The organism is Moraxella caviae, from assembly GCF_002014985.1.
GTDB lineage: Bacteria > Pseudomonadota > Gammaproteobacteria > Pseudomonadales > Moraxellaceae > Moraxella > Moraxella caviae.
Map to the genome: position 1 here is coordinate 40,076 of NZ_MUXU01000025.1, position 21,846 is coordinate 61,921.

General features: G+C 47.6%; 23 protein-coding genes. 13 read left to right on the top strand and 10 right to left on the bottom strand.

Annotation, left to right across the window (positions count from 1 at the left end):
* Positions 1-86: 86 nt before the first annotated feature.
* Positions 87-2,069 (bottom strand): heme lyase CcmF/NrfE family subunit, encoded by a 1,983-nt coding sequence (locus tag B0181_RS03820; RefSeq protein ID WP_078276163.1) that lies wholly within the window; start codon positions 2,067-2,069, stop codon positions 87-89.
* Between the two features lie 357 nt (positions 2,070-2,426).
* A complete protein-coding gene (locus tag B0181_RS03825; protein WP_078276164.1) occupies positions 2,427-3,740 on the bottom strand; it encodes a DUF445 domain-containing protein in 1,314 nt (437 codons plus the stop codon).
* 192 nt (positions 3,741-3,932) lie between these two features.
* Between B0181_RS03825 and rsmD the strand changes: the two genes are divergently transcribed.
* The 13 genes from rsmD (at position 3,933) to B0181_RS03895 (ending at position 15,751) form a co-directional block, all read left to right on the top strand.
* Positions 3,933-4,586: a 16S rRNA (guanine(966)-N(2))-methyltransferase RsmD gene (gene rsmD, locus B0181_RS03830; RefSeq protein WP_078276165.1), complete on the top strand. Its 654-nt coding sequence runs from the start codon at positions 3,933-3,935 to the stop codon at positions 4,584-4,586.
* 305 nt (positions 4,587-4,891) lie between these two features.
* The gene (gene rplM / locus B0181_RS03835) at positions 4,892-5,323 is read left to right on the top strand and encodes a 50S ribosomal protein L13 (RefSeq protein WP_078276166.1); all 432 of its coding nucleotides are present in this window, start codon (positions 4,892-4,894) and stop codon (positions 5,321-5,323) included.
* Between the two features lie 10 nt (positions 5,324-5,333).
* Entirely contained in the window at positions 5,334-5,720 is a 387-nt protein-coding gene (gene rpsI / locus B0181_RS03840) for a 30S ribosomal protein S9 (protein ID WP_078276167.1), read from the top strand.
* Between the two features lie 493 nt (positions 5,721-6,213).
* Complete coding sequence (petA, locus tag B0181_RS03845) at positions 6,214-6,798, top strand: ubiquinol-cytochrome c reductase iron-sulfur subunit (protein ID WP_078276168.1); 585 nt, start codon at positions 6,214-6,216, stop codon at positions 6,796-6,798.
* Between the two features lie 23 nt (positions 6,799-6,821).
* Positions 6,822-8,039 (top strand): cytochrome b, encoded by a 1,218-nt coding sequence (locus B0181_RS03850; protein ID WP_172462145.1) that lies wholly within the window; start codon positions 6,822-6,824, stop codon positions 8,037-8,039.
* Positions 8,039-8,773 (top strand): cytochrome c1, encoded by a 735-nt coding sequence (locus B0181_RS03855; RefSeq protein WP_078276170.1) that lies wholly within the window; start codon positions 8,039-8,041, stop codon positions 8,771-8,773. Before B0181_RS03850 ends, B0181_RS03855 begins: the two co-directional genes overlap by 1 nt.
* A 250-nt stretch (positions 8,774-9,023) precedes the next feature.
* Entirely contained in the window at positions 9,024-9,665 is a 642-nt protein-coding gene (locus tag B0181_RS03865; protein ID WP_078276172.1) for a glutathione S-transferase N-terminal domain-containing protein, read from the top strand.
* Positions 9,666-9,749: 84 nt separating this feature from the next.
* Entirely contained in the window at positions 9,750-10,166 is a 417-nt protein-coding gene (locus B0181_RS03870; protein WP_078276173.1) for a ClpXP protease specificity-enhancing factor, read from the top strand.
* 357 nt (positions 10,167-10,523) lie between these two features.
* Positions 10,524-12,578, top strand: coding sequence for a methionine--tRNA ligase (metG, locus tag B0181_RS03875; RefSeq protein ID WP_078276174.1), 2,055 nt, complete (start codon positions 10,524-10,526; stop codon positions 12,576-12,578).
* Positions 12,579-12,596: 18 nt separating this feature from the next.
* On the top strand, positions 12,597-13,481 hold the full coding sequence (locus B0181_RS03880; RefSeq protein WP_078276175.1) for a DMT family transporter: 885 nt from the start codon (positions 12,597-12,599) through the stop codon (positions 13,479-13,481).
* A 99-nt stretch (positions 13,482-13,580) separates the two neighbouring features.
* Complete coding sequence (gene modA, locus B0181_RS03885) at positions 13,581-14,348, top strand: molybdate ABC transporter substrate-binding protein (RefSeq protein ID WP_078276176.1); 768 nt, start codon at positions 13,581-13,583, stop codon at positions 14,346-14,348.
* A 59-nt stretch (positions 14,349-14,407) separates the two neighbouring features.
* The gene (gene modB / locus B0181_RS03890; RefSeq protein ID WP_078276177.1) at positions 14,408-15,097 is read left to right on the top strand and encodes a molybdate ABC transporter permease subunit; all 690 of its coding nucleotides are present in this window, start codon (positions 14,408-14,410) and stop codon (positions 15,095-15,097) included.
* Positions 15,098-15,127: 30 nt separating this feature from the next.
* The gene (locus B0181_RS03895) at positions 15,128-15,751 is read left to right on the top strand and encodes an ATP-binding cassette domain-containing protein (RefSeq protein ID WP_078276205.1); all 624 of its coding nucleotides are present in this window, start codon (positions 15,128-15,130) and stop codon (positions 15,749-15,751) included.
* A gap of 82 nt (positions 15,752-15,833) precedes the next feature.
* Here the strand turns inward: B0181_RS03895 and B0181_RS03900 are convergent, their stop codons facing one another.
* The 8 genes from B0181_RS03900 to moaA all read right to left on the bottom strand — a co-directional run bounded on the left by B0181_RS03900 (position 15,834) and on the right by moaA (position 21,691).
* Positions 15,834-16,808, bottom strand: a complete 975-nt coding sequence (locus tag B0181_RS03900; protein WP_078276178.1) for a porin — start codon at positions 16,806-16,808, stop codon at positions 15,834-15,836.
* 285 nt (positions 16,809-17,093) lie between these two features.
* Positions 17,094-17,591: a molybdenum cofactor biosynthesis protein MoaE gene (locus B0181_RS03905; protein WP_078276179.1), complete on the bottom strand. Its 498-nt coding sequence runs from the start codon at positions 17,589-17,591 to the stop codon at positions 17,094-17,096.
* A 9-nt stretch (positions 17,592-17,600) separates the two neighbouring features.
* On the bottom strand, positions 17,601-17,867 hold the full coding sequence (gene moaD / locus B0181_RS03910; RefSeq protein WP_078276180.1) for a molybdopterin converting factor subunit 1: 267 nt from the start codon (positions 17,865-17,867) through the stop codon (positions 17,601-17,603).
* On the bottom strand, positions 17,857-18,330 hold the full coding sequence (moaC, locus tag B0181_RS03915; protein WP_078276181.1) for a cyclic pyranopterin monophosphate synthase MoaC: 474 nt from the start codon (positions 18,328-18,330) through the stop codon (positions 17,857-17,859). The genes moaD and moaC overlap by 11 nt, the downstream gene beginning before the upstream one ends.
* 19 nt (positions 18,331-18,349) lie before the next feature.
* Positions 18,350-19,018, bottom strand: coding sequence for a molybdenum cofactor guanylyltransferase (gene mobA, locus B0181_RS03920; RefSeq protein ID WP_078276182.1), 669 nt, complete (start codon positions 19,016-19,018; stop codon positions 18,350-18,352).
* Between the two features lie 5 nt (positions 19,019-19,023).
* The gene (gene moaB / locus B0181_RS03925; RefSeq protein WP_078276183.1) at positions 19,024-19,593 is read right to left on the bottom strand and encodes a molybdenum cofactor biosynthesis protein B; all 570 of its coding nucleotides are present in this window, start codon (positions 19,591-19,593) and stop codon (positions 19,024-19,026) included.
* A 165-nt stretch (positions 19,594-19,758) separates the two neighbouring features.
* Positions 19,759-20,520 (bottom strand): MOSC domain-containing protein, encoded by a 762-nt coding sequence (locus B0181_RS03930; RefSeq protein WP_078276184.1) that lies wholly within the window; start codon positions 20,518-20,520, stop codon positions 19,759-19,761.
* 130 nt (positions 20,521-20,650) lie between these two features.
* Positions 20,651-21,691 (bottom strand): GTP 3',8-cyclase MoaA, encoded by a 1,041-nt coding sequence (gene moaA, locus B0181_RS03935; RefSeq protein ID WP_078276185.1) that lies wholly within the window; start codon positions 21,689-21,691, stop codon positions 20,651-20,653.
* Positions 21,692-21,846: the final 155 nt, after the last annotated feature.

A 21,846-nucleotide genomic window follows, 5' to 3' on the forward strand; every position in this document is an offset into this window, starting at 1 on the left:
ACAATCCATCGGTCGGATTGTCGTTTTATAGGTTAAAATTTATGATTTGGCTTGCTGTTATTACAGCATTTGCCTGTTTTTTTGCGTTATTCTTTGTGTGTTTTGGCAAGGCGATAACGCTTATCCAGCATGGCAATCAAACCGCCCAGCGCCATGATGATAGAGCCAAGCCACAGCCAGCGCACCATCGGCTTGACATACACACGCACCGCCCAAGTGTTTTGATCCATCTTGCCTTGTTCATCAATGATTGGCTCGCCCAGTGCCACATACACTTCGTTGAGCAAACTTGCGCGAATACCCACTTCGGTCATCGGCATCATAGACACGACATAGTTGCGCTTTTCTGGATATAAAGTAGCAACCAAACGCTCATCTTTACTCACTTGTACGGTTGCGCGCGTGGCGTCATAGTTGCTGCCATGCACCAAATCAAAATCCTGCAAGACAAAATCATAACCTTGAACGTGTGTGCTGTCGCCAATGGTCATCGCCACATCACGCTCCACGCTCATCGCCGACACGCCAGCCACACCCAACGCCGTTACCAGCACGCCAATGTGCGCAAGCTGCATACCGTAGTAGCTTGGCGTGAGTTTTTTTAGTCCAGCCATCAGGCTTGGCGCATGGCGAACTTTATCTTTAATATCCAGCGCAATAAAGGCAAGCACCCACGCCGACAGCAGCGCAGTCAGTACCACACCCCAATCAAAACTTGGATTTTCCGCCAAATTACTCATGGCAAAGGCGATTGCCGCACCCAGCACCAGCGCACTGACCAAAGCCGTACCTAGCATGGCAGCCAGCGGACGGCTGTCAAATTTATAGCGCAGATTTGCACCCACACCCATAAAGGCAAGCAGCACCCAAGTCGCTGGCACAAACAGCGCATTAAAATACGGAGGGCCTACGGATACTTGACCCAGCGCAAAGGCATCAGCGATGATTGGATACAGCGTACCAAGAAACACCACCAAAGTTGCCACCAGCAAAATGATGTTATTCACCACCAGCACGGTTTCACGAGATTTAAGCTGATAACTGCTCTCCACCGTCAAACGCCAGCCACGCAGCGCAAACATCAAAAGCCCTGCGCCAATCACCAACGCCAAAATCGCCAAAATCGCAATACCGCGCGTTGGGTCGGCAGCAAAAGAATGCACCGAAGTAATCACGCCTGAGCGCACCAAAAACGTGCCTAGCAATGACAAAGCAAAAGCAAAAATCGCAAGCATGATACTCCATGCTTTAAATACGCCACGTTTTTCGGTTACAGCCAGCGAGTGCAAAAGCGCAGTCGCCGCAAGCCACGGCATCAAAGACGCATTTTCCACAGGGTCCCAGAACCACCAGCCGCCCCAGCCAAGCTCGTAATACGCCCACCAAGAACCAATGGCGATGCCCAGCGTCAAAAAGCCCCACGCCGCCACCGTCCAAGGACGAGACCAGCGTGTCCACACCGCATCCAAACGCCCTGCCCACAAAGCCGCCATGCAAAACGCAAACGGCACCGCCAGCCCCACATAGCCCATGTACAGCATTGGCGGATGGAAAATCAAACCGGGGTCTTGCAGCAGCGGGTTAAGGTCTGCACCGTCCACAGGCAAATTTGGCAAGCTGCGATCAAACGGACTGGACGTAAAAATCAACATGACAAGCATCATCACCTGAATGCCGCCCAGCACCGCCAGCACACGCGCACGCATATCCAGCGGCAAACCACGACTAAATACCGCCACCAAAAAACACCACGCCGCCAAAATCGTCAGCCAAAGCAGCAGCGAGCCCTCATGACCGCCCCACGTTGCCGACAGCTTATAATACCAAGGCAGCAGCGAATTAGAATGGCTTGCGACATACACCAAGCTAAAATCATTATACAAAAACCCGTACATCAGCGCAGCAAAAGACACCGACATCGCCAAAAACTGCGCCACTGCAAGGCTTGGGGCAAGACGCTGCCACTGCACTTGATTGCGTAGCACGCCAAGAGTTGGCAGTACCGCTTGTAAAATCGCCAGCACCAGTGCCAAAAGTAGAGCAAAATAGCCCAATTCTGTGATTAGCATAAAAATTACCTTGTTTGCGCTTGCTTTTAGGGTTTATGAATGTGATTTTCGCTATAATAAAGTATTTATTCAAAGAATGAATTGCTAAATTATTGATAAGAACGATAAGTTTTATCAATCGTTTTTATTGTTTATGACAATTTTATTATAAATTGATTTTAAAATCGGCAACTTTACTTATTTTATCGGTTTTTTATCATGGATAAGCTGGCTTTTGTCAGATTGATGAGCTTGATTGCACAGCTCAACAATCATCAAAAGCAAAATTTTCACCGCACAGCCCATCTTGATACAAACTGCATACAATCTGCCTTAAAGCAGCTCGCCTTAAAACAGTTTGCCTTAAAACAGTTTGCCTTAAAAAAACACCGCCACCAAATGCAGCCAGCCTGCCAACAGCCCTGTAATCGCCCCCAAAACCACAAGCGTCATCTCATCTTCTTTAAAGGCGGGGCGCAAAAGGTTTTGAAATTCTTTTGGCGTCAGGCTGCGAATACGGCTTTCAAACAAACCAAAAATCTTATCGGCGCGTGATGTATTCAGCTCAGGGTCGCGAATCGGTACCATCGTTGCGTCAATAGATTTATCAATAATCGCTTCTTCAAAACGATGAATCTCGCCTTCGCCGCCAAGCCCTACTTTTAGTGTGGTCGCCACCACAGGTGATTCTAGCATGGCGTGCATGTGCGATTTCATGAGCGCGCGCGTTTGCTTGGCTCTTGCGCCGTACATCATTTCGTGCATGATGTTTTCAAGTGTTACAAGTTCTTTGACGACAATCTCAGCAAACACGCTAGACACTTCGTCTTGGCGTTTCATAAAGCCGCCTTGCCAGTTGTAGCGGTGAATGTGCGGCAGCATAAAATGAATGCCGTCATCGTCTTTACGAAACACGCGCAAAAAGCGCACATAATGCGGCTCAACAGGGTTAAACACCATCCAAATGGCAATCCAGTTGGTCAGTGCGCCCCAAATCGCCGCAAAAAACGGCACCGTCCAATGCTGCGGCACAAAATAAAAAATCGCCATCTGAATGATACCAAAACCAAAGCCGATTAAGGCACTGATTTTCCAGATGAAATTGATTTCTTTTTTGCCCACGCGTAGGAACATATCTACCATCAGCTTACGGTCAGATTCCATCTTACGCACAATCATCTGGCGCATATCCACCAGCTCTTCTACATGGTAGGTCAAATCCAGCACCAGATTTTTCATCACGCTTGGCAGCTCGCTGTGGGCGTGCGCATAAATGCGGCGCTTGATGGCATAAGGCGTGTGCGTCCACAGCGTATAAGAACGCTCCAGCATGATTTCATCAATCAGCTCTTCTAGATTGCTATCCACCGCAGACGTTACAAAATCCGCCATTTCAGCAGGTTCCATCGCTTCTAGAAACTCTTTGATGTTGCCAAGTTTGGCAAGCGTCTGATCGACGATGACGCCAGAAATCTTACCTGCTTTGGCAGGCACAATCCCTTGCCAGCCCAAGCCTTTTAAGCCAAATGGCATACCTGCAACACGCACACCCCAAAACTTAATGGGGTAAAAGAGCATCTCCAAAGCCATCCAAACGTGCGCCCAAGTAACAAAAGCCGTTACAGGCGGAATGGTCAGCATGGCGATAAATTCAGGGTGTTCTTTAAGCAGTTGCCAAACAGATGAAAACATGAAATACACCAAAGGCTAAAAGACAGCCTAGCCAACACGGCAAAATAACAAGCAAATTACGACAATTCTAGCATAATTTTGGCACAAAGTGGATAAAATCACGCAAACATCGCCAAAACAAACCCATCAAAACGTGCTATAATAAGCAAATCTTTTTACCACATCATCAAAAAACAAACCCAAAGCCTTTTCATGTCTAGCAAACGCCAAAGTAAAGCAAACGCCAAACCCACCAAACTCGGCAACAAATCCACGCAGCCATCAGGGCAAGTGCGTATCATTGGCGGTGCGTTTAAAAGACGGCTGATTTCTTTTATTGATGCTGACGGTCTGCGCCCCACGCCTGACAGATTGCGTGAGACGCTGTTTAACTGGCTGACTGCCGATTTGCATGACGCTGCGGTGCTTGATGTGTGCGCAGGCAGTGGCGTGCTTGGCTTTGAAGCGATTTCTCGTGGCGCAAAATCTGCCGTGATGATTGAAGCGAATGCCGCCCAAGCACGCACACTGACACAGAGTGCCGCCACCCTAAAAATTCACGCCCCAAACCTACAAGCCTTACAAAACGGTGGTGCGCACATCATTCACAGCACCGCCCAAAACGCCCTGCCCTTACTAGATGCGCCTTTTGATGTGATTTTTCTTGACCCGCCTTATGCGCTGAATTTATGGCACGAACTCATCACGCTCATCATCACGCACGGCTTATACCACCAAGACACGCTGATTTACCTAGAAAGCGATCAGCCGCTGACAGACATCATTGCACCTTTTGATAAGCTAGAACTCATCAAATCCGCCAAAGTTGGGCAAGTATTTGCAGGTTTGGCGGTTTTTAACGATTAACTTTTTATTGTTTAGCATGCGTGCTTAAAGTTTGGGCAAATTGCCGCACTTGATTTGCTCTTTTTGCATTTGTCTTATATCAACCGCCCTACTTTATCAATCCCAAGCAAACTCAAACCATAAATTTGCCAACCCAAGCGCAAACTTTATGTTAAATTTTACTTGCAAAGACTGAATTTTTTAGGTAAAATACGAACCGTTTTTTGAGAGCCCTTCGTTTCCCCAACTCTTAAAACAAGTAAAATCAAGCCTTTGTGCTTGAGTTTTTTGTTTTTTACTCTCAAACTCAACTAAATAGGTTTTATATGACTACTACTATCAGTGCCAAACCCGCTGAAGTTGTACATGACTGGTATGTCGTGGACGCTGAAGGCAAAACGCTAGGTCGTCTAGCGAGTGAAATCGCTTCTCGTCTTCGTGGCAAGCACAAGCCATCGTACACTCCACACGTTGATACTGGCGATTACATCGTTGTTATCAATGCTGACAAAATTGCTGTAACTGGCAAGAAAGCTCAGGACAAAAAATATTATCGCCACACTGGTTATCCGGGCGGCATCAAAGAGACCAACTTCACTAAATTGCTAGCGCACAAACCTGAAGACGTGCTACACAAAGCAGTGAAAGGTATGCTACCAAAAGGTCCTTTGGGCTATGCGATGATTAAAAAACTGAAGTTGTACGCTGGTAGCGAGCATCCGCACGCAGCACAGCAGCCACAAGTACTAGACATCTAAGGAGATACACATGGAACGCAATTACGGCACTGGTCGCCGCAAGACTTCTACTGCTCGTGTCTTCTTGTCTAAAGGCACTGGCAACATCGTAATCAATGGCAAATCACTAGACGAATACTTCGGTCGTGAAACTTCACGCATGGTTGTACGTCAGCCACTTGAACTACTAGACGCAGTGAACAACTACGATCTATACATCACCGTTACTGGTGGTGGTGCAAGCGGTCAAGCAGGTGCGATTCGCCACGGCATCACTCGCGCGCTAATCGAATCTGACGAAAGCCTAAAACCTGCTCTAAAAGCAGCTGGCTTCGTTACTCGTGACGCTCGTGAAGTTGAACGTAAGAAATTGGGTCTGCGCAAAGCACGTCGCCGTCCACAATTCTCAAAACGTTAATTTTACGTTTGCCAAAAAAAACTCTCGATATTTTATCGGGAGTTTTTTACGTTTTGCCGTTTTTTCAATTTGTCAATTTGCCCTATCGGCAGCGGCAACCATCAGCGCTATTTTTATTATAAAATTACAAAACAGCCATTGCATGAAAGCTGAAAATATTCAATAAATTTTAAATAAATAATGTAAAATATTAGCGTTAATTTCCCACTGCTTCACTGGGAATTTTTGCCATTTTTTGGCAAAAATCACACTTTTTTATCAATTCATTAAAAATTTTGCGGTTTTTTTGCACAAGTTAGCACCTTAGGAATTTATTTTATTGCAAAAATAGCTTAAAATAGTTACGTTTGGTAAACCAAAATTTTTAATTTGTAATCTTACCGATTTTGTAATAGGCACAGCAACGGTGGCGAACGGAGCGAAGTTTTAAAAACCGTTTTTCGCCACGCACCCAGTATGGGGCTATCCCATTCTTTTTCTGGAGGAAGTTTTAATGAGCCATGCCGAAGGCGTGAATGTAAAACGCCGTAGAGTCCTGATTGCTTCAACCGCTGCCATCGGCGCAGTTGGTGTTGGTGCAATCGCCACCCCATTTGTGCGTTCTTGGTATCCAAGCGCCAAGGCGGAAGCTGCTGGTGCAGCGGTCGTAACTGACATCGCTGGCGTTGAAACTGGACAAATGATCACCCTAAAATATCGTGGCAAACCTATCTTTGTCGTCAAGCGTACAGAGGAAATGGTTGCAAATCTAGCAGAAGTTGCTTCTAGACTTGCCGACCCTAATTCTGACGCTTCTGTACAGCCTGAAAACTGCAAAAACGACACCCGCTCAGTACAGCCTGAAATCTTGGTTGTAGAAGGCGTGTGTACGCATTTAGGCTGCGCACCGCTATTCCGTCCAGAAGTGGGCGCAGCGGATTTGGGCGGTAGTGATTGGTTTGGTGGATTTTTCTGCCCTTGCCACGGTTCAAAATATGACCTAGCAGGTCGTGTGTACAGTGGACAGCCTGCGCCTGCAAACCTACCAGTACCTATCTACAAGATTGAAGGCTCTATCTTGACAGTTGGGGAGGCGTAATCATGAGCATTGCTAAGAAATTTATGAGCTGGGTGGACGCACGCTACCCTGCAACCGAGACGTATGAATACCATATGTCAAAGTACTATGCGCCAAAAAACTTTAACTTTTGGTATTTCTTTGGCGTACTATCTATGGTGGTGCTAGTAAACCAGCTCGTAACTGGTATCTGGCTGACCATGATGTTCAACCCAAGCGCAGAAGGTGCGTTTGCTTCACTAGAATACATCATGCGTGATGTCAAAGGCGGCTGGCTGATTCGCTATATGCACTCAACGGGTGCGTCAGCTTTCTTCGTGGTGGTGTACCTGCATATGTTCCGTGGCTTGATGTATGGCTCATACCAAAAACCGCGTGAGCTTGTGTGGATCATCGGTATGCTGATTTACCTATGCTTGATGGCAGAAGGCTTCTTTGGTTACTTGCTGCCTTGGGGTAATATGTCATTCTGGGGTGCGCAAGTTATTCTAAACCTGCCTGCAGCAATTCCATTCATTGGTGATGCTTTGGGCGAGTGGGTGAAAGGCGACTACATCATCTCAGGCATCACACTAAACCGCTTCTTTGCGCTACACGTTGTTGCCATTCCGTTGATTTTGGTTGGCTTGGTATTCATGCACCTAGTGGCATTGCACCATGTTGGCTCGAACAACCCAGACGGCGTAGACATCAAAAAACTAAAAGACAAAAACGGCGTACCGCTTGACGGCGTACCGTTCCACCCATACTACACCGTGCATGACATGGTAGGTATCGTGGTATTCTTTATCTGCTTCTTTGCGGTTGTGTTCTTCTTCCCAGAAGGCGGCGGTTATTTCCTAGAAAAACCAAACTTTGAAGCAGCGAACGCCCTAAAAACACCTGAGCATATCGCCCCTGTTTGGTATTATATGCCATTCTACGCCATGCTGCGTGCGACACCATCTATGTTCGGCTCTGCCCTACCGGGTGTTATCGTAATGTTCGGTGCAATTCTTATCATGTTTGCATTGCCTTGGCTTGACCGCTCACCTGTGAAATCTATCCGCTACAAAGGCGCTTTGTCAAAAATCGCTTTGGCAATTTTCGTGGTTAGCTTCATTATCCTAGGCTATCTTGGTGGTGTTGCATCAACACCGACAGGTACTATCGTTGGTCGTATTTGCACAATTTTGTACTTCTTGTACTTCCTATTGATGCCGTTCTACACTTCAATTGAGAAATGCAAACAACCACCTGAGCGTGTTACTGGAGGCCACTGATGAGCGCATTTAATCTAAAAAGCAGTCTGTCAAAAATCGGTGCAGGCATTCTATTGGCAGCAACCGCTGTCATCGCAAGCCCAAGCGCAATGGCAGCAGGTGGCGGTGGCTGTGGTACTTACACCAATGCCGATGGCGAAAACGTTACGCTAGAATGCAGCCACGCTCCCATTGATTTGACAAACAAAGGCTCGCTACAACGTGGCGCGGCAATGTTCATGAACTACTGCGTGGGCTGTCATAGCGCACAATATGTACGCCATTCTCGCATTGCACAAGACCTAGACATTCCGCCAGAGTTGGTTGAAAAATACCTACTGGTAACCAGCGATCAAATCGGCGATCACATTACTGCGCAAATCGATCCTGATACTCAAGCGGCTTGGTTTGGTGCTGCACCGCCTGACTTGTCGCTAGTGAACCGCTTGCGTGGCGATGACTGGGTTTATACTTACCTACTGTCATTCTACGAAGACCCAAGCCGTCCTTGGGGTGCGAACAACCTTGTCCTAGCAAACGCAGCAATGCCGCACGTTTTGCATAACTTGCAAAAAGAGCTGGGTCAAGAAGAGTACGAAGCTCGCGTGGGCGATTTGGTGAACTTCATGGCGTGGATGGCTGAGCCTGTACGTCATGAGCGCAAAATCTACGGCGCATTTGTTCTGTTGTTCTTGTTGGCACTGCTAATCCCTGTGTACCTGCTGAACAAAGAATTCTGGAAAGACGTGAAATAATTCACACACCAGCCAAAAAGCCAATCTGTCATGGATTGGCTTTTTTGGTTTGGCGGTTTGAACAAGCCATCAAATTTATTGCCGCATTTTCCAAAATCAACCCATCAATCCCCAACTCACTTCGCTATTTTAAAGATTATTTACCAATCATCTTGCCAAATGATGTACAATTTTGGTAAATTTACCAATCCAAACACACAATCACGCAAATTTCTGCTACACTATGGGCATTATTCACTGATATTGTTTTATGCTGCACTCTAGCCTACCACCGACCCAATTTGTGCTGTATGCCGATGACGGCTATGACAGCCATGTCGTGCGGCTATTGCTTGAAGAAAAGCGCCTTGCTTATCAAATGCGCCTGCTGCATGATGACAGACCCGAAGAGCTTGCCGAGCTTAATCCTTATTTGAGCTTGCCTGTGCTGGTGAATCGTGATGTGTCGCTGTACGAAACCAACATCATCTTTGAATACCTAGAAGAGCGCCACCAAGCCTACAAGCTGCTGCCCACCACCCCAAAAGAGCGTGCCAATGTGCGGCTTTTGGCGTGGCGATTACAGCGTGATTGGCTCGCACTTGGCAAGACACTGTGGACGCACCCAGACAGCTTTGATGAAAAAAAGGCAGCGCACGCCAAAAAAACACTCAGCGATTCACTTACCACGCTTGCGCCATTATTTGCACGGCATGAATATTTTATGTCCGATGAATTTGGCTGGTGCGATGTGCTGCTCTTGCCACTGCTGTGGCGTTTACCAAAACTTGGTGTAACACTGCCTGCCACGCTGTGCCGACCGCTTTTAGAATACCAAGAGCGTGGCTTTGCAAGACAAGCCTTCAAAAACAGCCTTGCGCCTGCGCCTATGCTGGACGATGATGAGATTTAACTTGCCGCTTTGGCAAGGCAAAGCCTTAAAAGCCAGCTTTATTGACAAACCATAAACACAAAACAACACACGAAAAGGAAAACTATGACGCCCACTCGCCCTTATTTTATCCGCGCCTTGCACGAATGGCTTGAAGATAACGATTTGACCGCCTATTTGATGGTGGACGCCACTCACCCTGATTTGCACGCACCCACCGAATACGCCCAAGACGGACGCTTGGTGCTGGCGGCTTCTTATCAAGCCACCAAAGACTTGCACATTGACAATGACGCCATTTCATTTGCTGCACGTTTTAATGGCGTATCGCAAGACATCTGGATTCCGATGGCTGCCGTGCTGGGCATTTATGCCAAAGAAGACCCATCGCGCGCGCTGTTTTTTGACCCAAGCGAATACGCTGACGTAGACGCAGCCAGCGAGCCACAAACTGACAGTAGCGATGAGCCACAAGACGATAAGGACGACAAACCAAAACGCAGCCATCTAAAATTTGTTTGATTGCAGCTATTTGAATTGGTGGCGATGGCTTGATAAACATAAACCACGCCAAAACAAAAACCCTTGCAATGATTTGCAAGGGTTTTTTATTGTGGGCTAGCAGGTTCTATAAGCTTGACAAAAAATCTGGTTTTTAAACAAAAAACATCAACTTTTTAGCTGGCATACAACCATCAACTCAATTCAAATCAACTCTACCAATAATTAAAATTCACATCGCTTTTAAAAAACCACCCATTGATTTTTTCGTGATTTTTGTGCGGTTTTGCGGTAAAATTAGAGCAATTTTTTATCTTAATTCACGCTTATGCGCTTGACTTGGCGTAAGCGACACCACAAATTAACACAAGGCACGTTATGACCACCGAACGCAAAATTCTTGTTACTTCCGCCCTGCCTTATGCCAACGGCCCGATTCACCTTGGGCATTTGGTAGAATATATCCAAACGGACATCTGGGTGCGCGCCATGAAAGCGCAAGGACACACCGTTACTTACGTCTGTGCGGACGATGCGCACGGCACCGCCATCATGCTAAAAGCCGAAGCCAATGGCGTAACGCCAGAAGCGCAGATTGCTGAAGTCAAGGCAAGCCATGAAGCGGATTTTGCGGGTTTTCACATCGGTTTTGACAATTACCATTCCACACACAGCCCAGAAAACGAAGCCTTTTCCACCGACATTTACCGCAAGCTCAAAGAAGGCGGCTACATCTTTACCAAAGACGTAGAGCAGCTTTTTGACACCGAAAAAGGCTTGTTTCTTGCCGACCGCTTCGTCAAAGGCGAATGCCCAGAATGCGGCGCAAAAGACCAATACGGCGACAACTGCGAAGTTTGCTCAAGTACCTACAACGCCACTGAGCTAAAAAATCCATACTCAACGCTCAGCCAATCCACGCCTATCATCAAATCAAGCAAGCATTACTTTTTTGATTTGCCAAAATTTGCCGAATTTTTGCAAAATTGGACACGCGCGGACGGACGCTTGCAATCGTCCATCGCCAACAAACTTGCCGAATGGTTTGACGCAGGACTTGCGCCGTGGGACATCAGCCGTGATGCGCCTTATTTTGGCTTTAAAATTCCTGACACGCCAGCGGGCGAGCCTGACAAATATTTTTATGTGTGGCTGGACGCACCTGTGGGCTACATGGCAAGTTTTAAAAACTTGTGCGAGCGTGCTGGGATTGATTTTGACGAATACTGGAAAAAAGATTCCACCACCGAGCTGTATCATTTTATCGGCAAGGACATCGTGTATTTTCACGCGCTGTTTTGGCCTGCCATGCTAGAAGGCGCAGGGCTGCGCACACCGACTGCCGTCAATGCGCACGGATTTTTGATGGTTAATGGCGAGAAAATGAGCAAATCGCGCGGCACTTTCATTCAAGCCAAAACCTACCTTGAGCATCTAAATCCAGAATATTTGCGCTATTATTTTGCCAGCAAACTCTCCGCAAGCGTAGAAGACATCAACCTTGACCTTGACGATTTTATGCAAAAAGTCAATTCTGACTTGGTGGGCAAAGTGGTGAACATCGCCAGTCGTTCGGCTGGATTTATCCACAAAAACAACGCTGGCAAACTGTCTGACACCTGTGCCGAACCTGCGCTTGTCCAAGAAATCATTGACGCTGGCGATGAGATTGCCGCCGCCTATGAAGCGCGCGAATTTGCCAAAGCCATGCGCCTAATCATGGCGTGCGCAGATAAAGCCAACGAATACATTGACGACAAAAAACCGTGGGCGCTTAATAAAATCGCTGGCAACGAAGCCGAAGTGCAAGCGGTATGCAGCGTGGCGCTGAATATTTTCCGCCAGCTTGTTGTGTATCTTGCGCCTGTGTTGCCAGTGCTTGCTGAACAAGCGCGCGAGTTTTTGAACATTGAGCGCATTGATTTTGCCAGCCGTAAAAACGTGCTGCTTGGACACACCATCAACCCATTTAAACCGCTACTAAGCCGTGTGGAAAAAGATAAAATTGACACCATGGTGAGTGCTTCTAAAGAAGATTTGGTAAAAACTGACGGCAAAACCGCCAAAACTGACAAAAAGTCTGACAAAGCCAGCCAAAACAATGGCGAATTTATCGGCATTGATGATTTTGCCAAAGTAGAAATGACGGTGGCACACGTCTTAGAATGCAATAAAGTAGAAGGCGCAGACAAACTTCTGCAATTCACCCTAGACGTGGGCGAAGACACCCCACGCAATGTGTTTAGCGGCATTGCTAAGTTTTATGCACCTGAAGAATTGGCTGGCAAAAAAGTGATTTGCGTTACCAATCTTGCGCCGCGCAAAATGAAATTTGGCGTGTCTAAAGGCATGATTTTGTCTGCCGAAAAAGACGGTAAATTGCAAGTGGTGATTTTGCCAGACGCCATGAGCGTGGGCGCAAAACTGGCATAAAACAAGCGCAGGGAAGCCATGTCAAACACCACAAACAAATTTTACCAACGCGCTGAATTTCTCGCCTTGGGCGCAGCCATCATCAACGGCTCCATCGGTATCATTACCCGCTTTGGCTTTGATGACGGCGCAAGCCCAAGTGCGCTGGCGTTTTGGAAATGCTTTGTGGCGTTTTTGCTGGTGAGTGCGTGTTGCGCTTGGCGTGCGCCACTACGGCAGCAGACCATCGCTCTTGGCAAACAAGCCCCCAAATTCGCTTTGCTGGCGTTTTTGGGGATTTTTTGTCTGTACTTTTTTGAAACGCAGGCGTTTTTTGCCGCGTCCATTCCTTTGGTGGCGTTTTTAGGCTATGCGGCAGGCGGTTTTACCATTTTGCTTGCGGCAATCTTTTTGGGCGAGCGGCTCAATTTATACAAAATCCTTGCCTTCATCACCATCATCATCGGCGTGGGCGTGATGTTTTTGTTTGAAAAAGACGTGTCAGGCAGCACGACAGGCATTATTTTTGCGCTGACGGCTGGGCTGGGTTATGCCTTATTCATCTTTTTGGCAAAGTGGTTTGGCATTGGCAGTGGCTTACCGCAGTTGTTATGGTTGTTTGGTTTTGGCAGTATTTATCTTGCCTTTCCCATGCTGGCAGAAGGTTTTTCATACCCAACGGGCGTATCTTTGCTCGTGGTACTGACCTTGGTGCTGCTGCCCACCATTGGCGGATTTTTACTCACCACGAAGGCACTTGCCACAGGTGAAGCCAGCAAAGTGCAAATCATTGAAACCAGCGACCCTTTATTTGCAACCTTATTCGCCTTTTTGGTTTTTGGTGATAAATTAGGCGCAGTCGGCACGCTTGGCGCAGCGCTGATTATGGCAGGTCTTTTGCTGTCTTTAAAGCGCAAGGCATAAATCCTAACAATCCAAGCACAATTACCCCTTTAGCAGTATGGCGGCGCGTGGCAGCTTCACCTACACTTAGCATTTATTCCACTTTTTGCCGCTGTTTTCATGAATAAATTCACCGTCATCGCCGCTTTTGTCATCGCCGCTTTATTTGGCTGCACTCACACCAAAACCGACAAACCCAGCGTTACCGTCTATGCCGCCGCAAGCCTGACGGATGTAATGAATGAACTTCACAGCATTTATGAAAGCAAGCATGGCACCGCCATCAAAACCAACTTTGCCGCTTCTGGCACGCTCGCCAAGCAAATCACCCAAGGCGGCAAGGCGGACGTGTTTTTATCAGCCGACACCGCTTGGGCGCAGTATCTACACACCCAAGGCAAAATCGCACAAAACCACAGTAAAGCCCTACTTGGCAACCGCCTAGTACTCATCACGCCTGCCAAAAACCCCATCAAAACACCCATCGTGATGGATAAAACTTTTGACATCAGCTCGGCATTTACTGGCAAACTCTGCACAGGCAACACCCAAAGCGTACCTGCGGGCAAATACGCCAAAGAAGCACTCACCCATTTAGGCTGGTGGTCTGTCGTCAGCGCGCACTTGGTGGAAACCGAAGATGTGCGCAGTGCGGTAAATTTTGTGTCGCGCGGCGAATGTGCGCTTGGCATCGTCTACGCCACAGACGCGCAGGCATTTGCTGGCGTGCAAATCGTGGCAACTTTCCCAAAAGACAGCCACACACCCATCGTCTATCCAATTAGCCTAATCAATCCAGACAGCCAAGACGCAGCGCACTTTTATCAGTTTTTACAATCCGCTCAAGCCCAAGCCGTATTTAGAAAATATGGCTTTGACGTGCTATAATATCGGTTTTATCCATCAAAGCCAATCAAAGCCAAACCCAGCCGCCAAACCCTTTTGCCATGTTCACCGCCACGCCAGCAGAATTAGAAATCATCGCCTTATCCATCAAGATTGCTTGCTGGTGCTTGCTCATCAATTTAATCCCAGCGACACTCACGGCATACTTTTTGGCACGCAAAGAATTTTGGGGCAAGACATTGGTTGAGACCTTAATTTATCTGCCTTTGGTGCTGCCGCCTGTGGTGCCGGGCTATGTGCTGCTCATGCTGTTTGGCAATCAAGGCGTGCTTGGGCAGCACTTGGCACGCTTTGGTGTGGAATTGGCGTTTAACTGGAAAGGCGCGGTACTGGCTTCAGCAGTGATGGGTTTTCCTTTGATGGTGCAATCTGCCAGACTCGCCTTTGAAATGGTGGATCAGCGCCTAGAATGGGTCGCCAAAAGCCTTGGCGCAAGCACGCTTGCCACCTTTTTTAAAATCACCCTACCACTGTCTGCAAGCGGAATTTTCATCGGGGCGATTTTAGGATTTTGCCGCAGCTTAGGCGAATTTGGCGCAACCATCACCTTTGTGGGTAATGTCGCTGGCGAAACACGAACCTTGCCGCTTGCCATGTACAGCCTACTCCAGCAAGCAGACAGCGACACCGCCATCATGCGCCTGATGAGCTTTTCTGTCGTGGTCGCATTCATCGCCCTATTCATTTCGCAGCGTCATCACCGCAAGCAAAAACGCAAACTTGGAGCTTAAATGTCAGCCAGCCAATCCGCCAACTCGCCGATTTTTGATTGCGTTTTTCGCCTAAAACTTGGCAAACTCATCCTATCGCCCGCCTTGTGCTTTGATGCGCCTGTGGTGGGGCTGTTTGGTGTAAGTGGCGCCGGCAAAACCAGCATTTTACACGCCATCGCAGGCATTCACCGCCCAAGCGCTGGGCGCATTTGCATCAATGGCGATGTGTGGTTTGACAAAGAAAGCGGCGTTGATTTACCCATTCAAAAAAGACGTGTGGGGCTGGTGTTTCAAGACGCACAGTTATTCAGCCACAAAACCGTGCTGCAAAATTTGCGCTTCGGCTATGACAACATCACAGCCTGTGAAAGACGCTTTGAAGTGGACGATATTATTAAGCTACTTAAACTTGAACATCTGACCGAGCGCATGCCTGCCAAGCTGTCTGGCGGTGAAAAGCAGCGTGTAGCGCTTGGTAGAGCCTTGTTGTATTCGCCCAATCTTTTGCTGCTGGACGAGCCGCTGTCCGCCTTAGACAGTGAGCATAAGGCGCAGATTTTGCCGTTTTTTGCCGAAATTAAAAAGATGGGCATTCCCATGCTGTACGTCAGCCACGACAAAAGCGAAATACAGTTTTTGACAGACAGCATTTATCATTTGCCAAAGCTGTAAATAGATTTTAAGTCGCCAAAAAACAAACACAAAAAAACAAAAGCCCACCCATTGGTGAGCTTTTTTAAAGCAACAAACACAATTAGAATTTATACTCAATGCCTGCGCCCACGCCATAGCTGTCAGCATCAGCTTTAGCCGATTCGTCTTTCATGTATGCGCCATACACATGAGCTGTGGTGTTTTTGTTAAATGCGTACTTGCCGCCAACAGTAGCACGCAAACGCTCTGCGTCTTTAACGCCTTTGCGATTATCAACATAATCCAGCTGACCGTATGCTGTCCATGGCGTTTGTGCGATTTTATGCTGGGCAGATACGGTAAATGCGTTTTCTTTTTCATCGCCACTAAAGTCTGTCAGCTGGTACAGCGCGCCCAAAGTAGTGGCGTTATTAAGCGCATAAGCACCGCTTACACGAATTGCCTGCATGTCTGTTGAGTCGGCATTATAATTGGCAGCACGCAGATAGCTGACACCCGCTTTAAATGGCTGATTTGCTGGCTCGTATTTCACGCCTACGCCAAACGCATCACCACCTAGATTATCAGTGTTATCGTTTTCATCAAGAGTGTACATACCCATGAATTGCACGCCATTGTACTCTGGCGAGAAATACGCAAAAGTGTTATTTGTGCGCGGGCCATTCACGCTGGCTTGCACTTTATCACCGCCAATCACACCGCCTTTGGTTACGTTTGCGTAGTCAATATAATCATCAATCGCTTTTAGGCGGCCAGCCAACAAAGTACCGTATTGCTTATTAGAAAGACCAAGATAAGTATCACGAGACTTAAATTGCTGGGTGTCTGCATCAACGTCAATGCCGTATTCTAGCTTGTACACCAAATCCGTATTTGTTGTCAGACTTTCTGAGCCTTTTAAGCCAATGCGTGAGCCTTTTGAGGTCAGCTGACTGCGAGAGTCTTTAAATGAGCTGTTGTCATCGCCATCTTGTAAATCCACGGTCAAAAACGCCTTACCGTACACGGTGGGCGCAGCTTGTACAGCGCTTACAGATAAAGCGGCGATGGCTGAGGCTAAAAGTAATTTTTTCATGAGTTTCTCCACATTACATTTTTGGTTTTGGCTGTGTGCGCCACTGTCCAGTGTAATGCTTGTGAGCGCACATCAAGTTTCATCACTTCATTGCCACAAGACAGTCTGCTTTACATCACAGACACAGTTTACGTCCCATTCATGACATTTGCATGACAAATTCGTAACATTTTGATGAACTCAAACCACCTAAAAATCCCACAATTGACCAAATGGTCAGACTGATAAAATTGTACATAACTTTTTGAATTTATGAAATTTTCCAGCCAAACCAAAAGCAATCAATCAGCCATTATTTGACAGCCACAAAGAACCACCTTCGTCATCGGCATAAAATTCCTGCTTCCATACAGGGATTTTTTCTTTGATGGCATCAAGCAGCCAGCGGCACGCCTCAAATGCCGCATCTCGGTGCGCCGAGCAAACGCCCACCCACACCGCCATATCGCCAATCTCAAGCGCGCCCACACGATGCACCGCCAGCGCATGAGTTACGCCAAATTTGGCTTTGGCTTCATTGGCAAGCTGCGCGCCTTGGTTCAGCGCAAGCTGTTCATAGCCATAATAAGTCAGATTTTTGACCGCGCGTTTGTTGTTGTGATTACGCACCCAACCTTCAAATACCACCATCGCACCTGCCGTCTCATCGCCCAGCATACGCTTTAGGCGTGTTTCATCAATGGCACAATCGGTCAAAGCAAAGCCATGCGTCAAGGCGTGCTGATACGCTTCGTCCGCAGGCAGGCTCACCGTCAAAGATTTGTCATGCACAGTTTTCATCATTCACCCCTTTTAGCCGCCTGCCACTGGCGGAATGAATGCCACCACATCATTAGCCTGCACCTTGGTTTGCCACGTTACAAAATGATGGTTAATCGCCACCGCAAGTTTATCTTTTGGCAAATCAAAGCCATATTTGGCGCTTAGCACATCATAAATCTCACCCAAATCATCGCTTGGCACCGTCAAAACTTCTTCATCAGTTTGCGCCGCTTGGGCAAGGCTTGCAAAATACAGCACGCTGATACGCAGCTCGTTTGCTTGCTCATTATTTGGCATAATCGGACTTCCCACCTGTTTTTTGTACCAAGCAAATATCGCCAATCGTGATGTCATGCGATAACGCCTTGGTCATGTCATAAATCGTCAAACACGCCACCGACACCGCCGTCAGCGCTTCCATTTCCACGCCTGTTTTGTGCGTAACTTTGGCGGTGGCGTGTACATGAATGGCGCACTCATCGTCCGCATAATCAAACGCCATCTTAATGGTATCCAGCGGCAACGCATGGCAAAGCGGAATCAGCTCGTGGGTTTTTTTGCCTGCCATAATGCCTGCAATGTGCGCCGTCTGCGTGATGCTGCCCTTTTTGGTCATGCCGTCTGCGTCTTTGATGGCGTGATAAATCGCACTTGGGAAAATCACCTTGCCTTGTGCGCTGGCGGTGCGCTGCGTGGCGGTTTTGTCGCCCACGTCCACCATGCTGATGTCGCCATTTTTATCCAAATGGGTTAAATTCATGCCGTTTCTCTTGGTTGTTTTATTTTTGGTTGTCTTGTTCTATTAAAGCAAAATCTTGCAACGCCTGCGCAAATTCTTGCGGTGTGTTAAAATTCGCACAGCTCACCCACGCTTTAGGCATGAGAATTTTTTGGCAGCGTTTGTCTTTTAAAAATTTCATCACCGCACGCTCGCCTTGCGCCAAATACGCCTGCAATTCGCTCATCAAAGACAAGCGATACGCACCAAGCAGCGGATAATCTTTATCAGCGATGGTATCAAACAAATAATACACGTCTTGATTGGTCTGGCTGCAAATCGCCCGCTCAAACCGCACATACAACTTGTCAATGTCTATTAAGCTATCACAGCTGACCGCCAAAATATAGCCGTCTGGCACTTGCTTTGACAACTGCGCATAATGATTCATCGCCCCAAGCAAGCACGACAACGCCCCAGCGTCTTTGATGTAATCTTTGATGAAAGCCACGTTATTAGCACAATCATCACAATTTTTATCATTTTCACGGATAAGCGCATGGGCAAATTTATCGTTATCACCCACCAAAATCGGCAGGTTTAGACGCTTGGCGCAATCCACATGGTGTGAAAGCAGCGTCTTACCGCTGGGTAAAGTCAGCAATGCCTTGGGCTGACCCATGCGCCGAGAATGCCCACCTGCGATGATTAAGATGGCGGCAATCGTCATGGCGTTTAGCCGTGCGTTGGGTTTTCACGCAGCAAATGCGGCACAAAATTACAAGGACGTGTGCGATTATCCAGCTGCTCTAGCAAAATGCCTTCCCAGCCTGTACGGCACGCACCTGTTGAACCCGGCAAGCAAAAAATCGCTGTGCTGTTCGCCATGCCAGCCACCGCACGTGATTGCAGCGTAGACATACCGATGTCGTCTTTTGATAACAGGCGGAACATCTCGCCAAAGCCGTCCACCGTCTTATCAAACAGCACGCCCACCGCTTCTGGCATATTATCACGGTGATAAAACCCTGTGCCGCCTGTCGTGATGATGGCGTTCACCGCAGGGTCGGCAATCCAGCCGCTGATGACGGCACGGATTTGGTAAATGTCATCTGTGGTGATTTTGCGGTCAATGTTCTTATGCCCTGCCTTGATTATGCTATCCACCAAATACTGCCCTGACGTGTCGTTTTCCAGCGTGCGTGTGTCTGACACCGTCAAAACGGCAATGTTCAAAGGAATGAACGGCTTGTCGCTTTTTGGTGAGCTTAGGACGTGATTAGGATTGTTACAAAGTTCGCACATGACGCACTCCAAAATAAAATTTTATATTTAAATCAATGGTTTGTTAGATGGTCTGGCTTGCCAACTTATCAAATCGTTAAATTCAATCAGCAAGCCATCAAATTGTTTAATTGCCAAATCAAACCAGCAAACTAAATTTATCAATCTGACAAACAGCAAAGCCGCTTAATTTCTGCGCTTATTGGCAATTTTTTGTTTCCAGCTCGTCTCAAGACAATCAATCGCTAGCCAACGCTCGGCAACTGCTGTGTCAATGGGCGATTTTTGATTGATAAGCGCCCACAAATCGCTCAGCTTAGCAAAAGAATAAGGGCGCGCCAGCAAATACACAGGTAAATTCGCACGCAGTCTGCCTGTGCGCACCACTTGATAATACCAGCCAGCAATGCCTTCGCGCGCCACAAAATACGACACGTTGGCATTGCCTAATCGGTCGTTGATTTTATAGCACGGACGGCGCGGCTGCACCACCCTCACCTGCACGCTGTCATCGCCATCGCCAAATTGATACACATCGCCAATGCACACATTGCGCTCGCACATCGGCTCGCCATCAGTGATGACGGTCAAATTCTCACCCAAAGAACCAATCTGTGCATTGAGCCCAAACTGCTCATTGATGGCGTGGTAAGTGGTGATGGGCATTTGGTGCAACGCCTTTAAATGGCCGCCATGAAATTTATGCTCAGCCTGCTCATCATCGGCAAGCCCCAATAAATTCACCGCCATGCTTTCTGCGATGGGAATTTTATTGATGGCACTCACGCCACGCACAAACGGCTCAACCTTGCCTGCACGCACCACGCTTAATGTGCCGATGGCTTTTGGTAAGTCGTTTTGTAATGAATTGTCTTTTAACAAGCCATCTTTTGGCAGCTCGTCTTTTGGCAAGTTGTTTTGCACTGCGTCTACTGAAAAATTTTTCATATCTTGGCACGCCTTGTGTTAGCAAACTTAAATCAAGCGATTAACTACCAACATCATAACAAAGCTGTAGGCTGCACACAAGGCGCATTAACTGGCTCATCGCTTGGCTAATCGCTTGGCTAATCACCAACTAACCGCCCACCAAAGACAAATTATTCATCAAACCGCTGTGCGCATCCAGATAGTGATGTTCAGGTTTTTTTGGCATTAACGCCTTGATTTGGCTGATGGTTTGCGCCACATCGCCTGCCATCAGTGCTGGGCGAATGTCATAATTTTCGCTGTCAAATAAGCACAAATGCACCTTGCCAAGACTGCTGACACGCAAACGATTACAACTTTCACAAAAATCCTTGGCATAAGGCTCAATGATACCAATGCTGCCCACATAATCTGGGTGCTGGTATTCAATGGCAGGCCCGCCATCGCTTTGGCGCACTTTGGCTTGCCAGCCATGTTCGCTTAGGTAGGTTTTAATCAGTCGCCCTGTTTGATTTTGGGCATAGAATAAATCGCTGTTATCGCTGGTTTGCATAAACTCAATAAAGCGATAAGTGATGGGTCGCTGCTTGACAAATTCAAGCGCGGCAAGCAAGTTGTCATAAGCGGTATCCGCCATCAAAATGCCGTTCATTTTCACGCGAATGTCCGTGGTCTCAAGCAGCGTATCCACGTCTTTTAGCAGCGTAGGCAGCATATCAAAGCCTGTCATCTTATGAAAAACTTGGCGATTAAAGCTATCCACGCTCAAATTCAGCTGATTGAGCCCTGCACTGTGCCATGCGGATAAATGCTTGCCAAGTTTGTAGCCGTTTGATGACACCGCCACCGTGCGCACGCCTGATTTTTGCTTGGCAAGGGCAATAATATCCGCCAAATCACGGCGCACCGATGGCTCACCGCCCGTCAGGCGCACTTTTTGCGTACCCAGCGCAGCAAAAGCACTCAGCAAAGTATCAATTTCAGACAAGGTAAGTTCGTTGTCAGGGCGTTTGCCTTGATAGCCATTAGGCAGGCAGTATTCGCAGCGAAAATTACAAAAATCAGTAACGGACAAACGCAGATAGGTAAGGCGGCGGTGAAATCCGTCCATCAGGACTGGCGATGAAGATGACGCACCTGATTCAAAAGGCGTCTTGGCGTGAATGCGGGGGACGGACAAGCTGTTCATGACGTACTCGATACGGTTGCCTCGGCAATAAATGTAAGCACATCATAGCAAATTTTAGCAAAGAAAACTTGCCCCAAAAGGGCGTGCAACTACTCCCTTAGTAGTAGTTGCACGGTTTGGTAGATGGGTTGAATTGATGGTCAAATTGGCGTTTA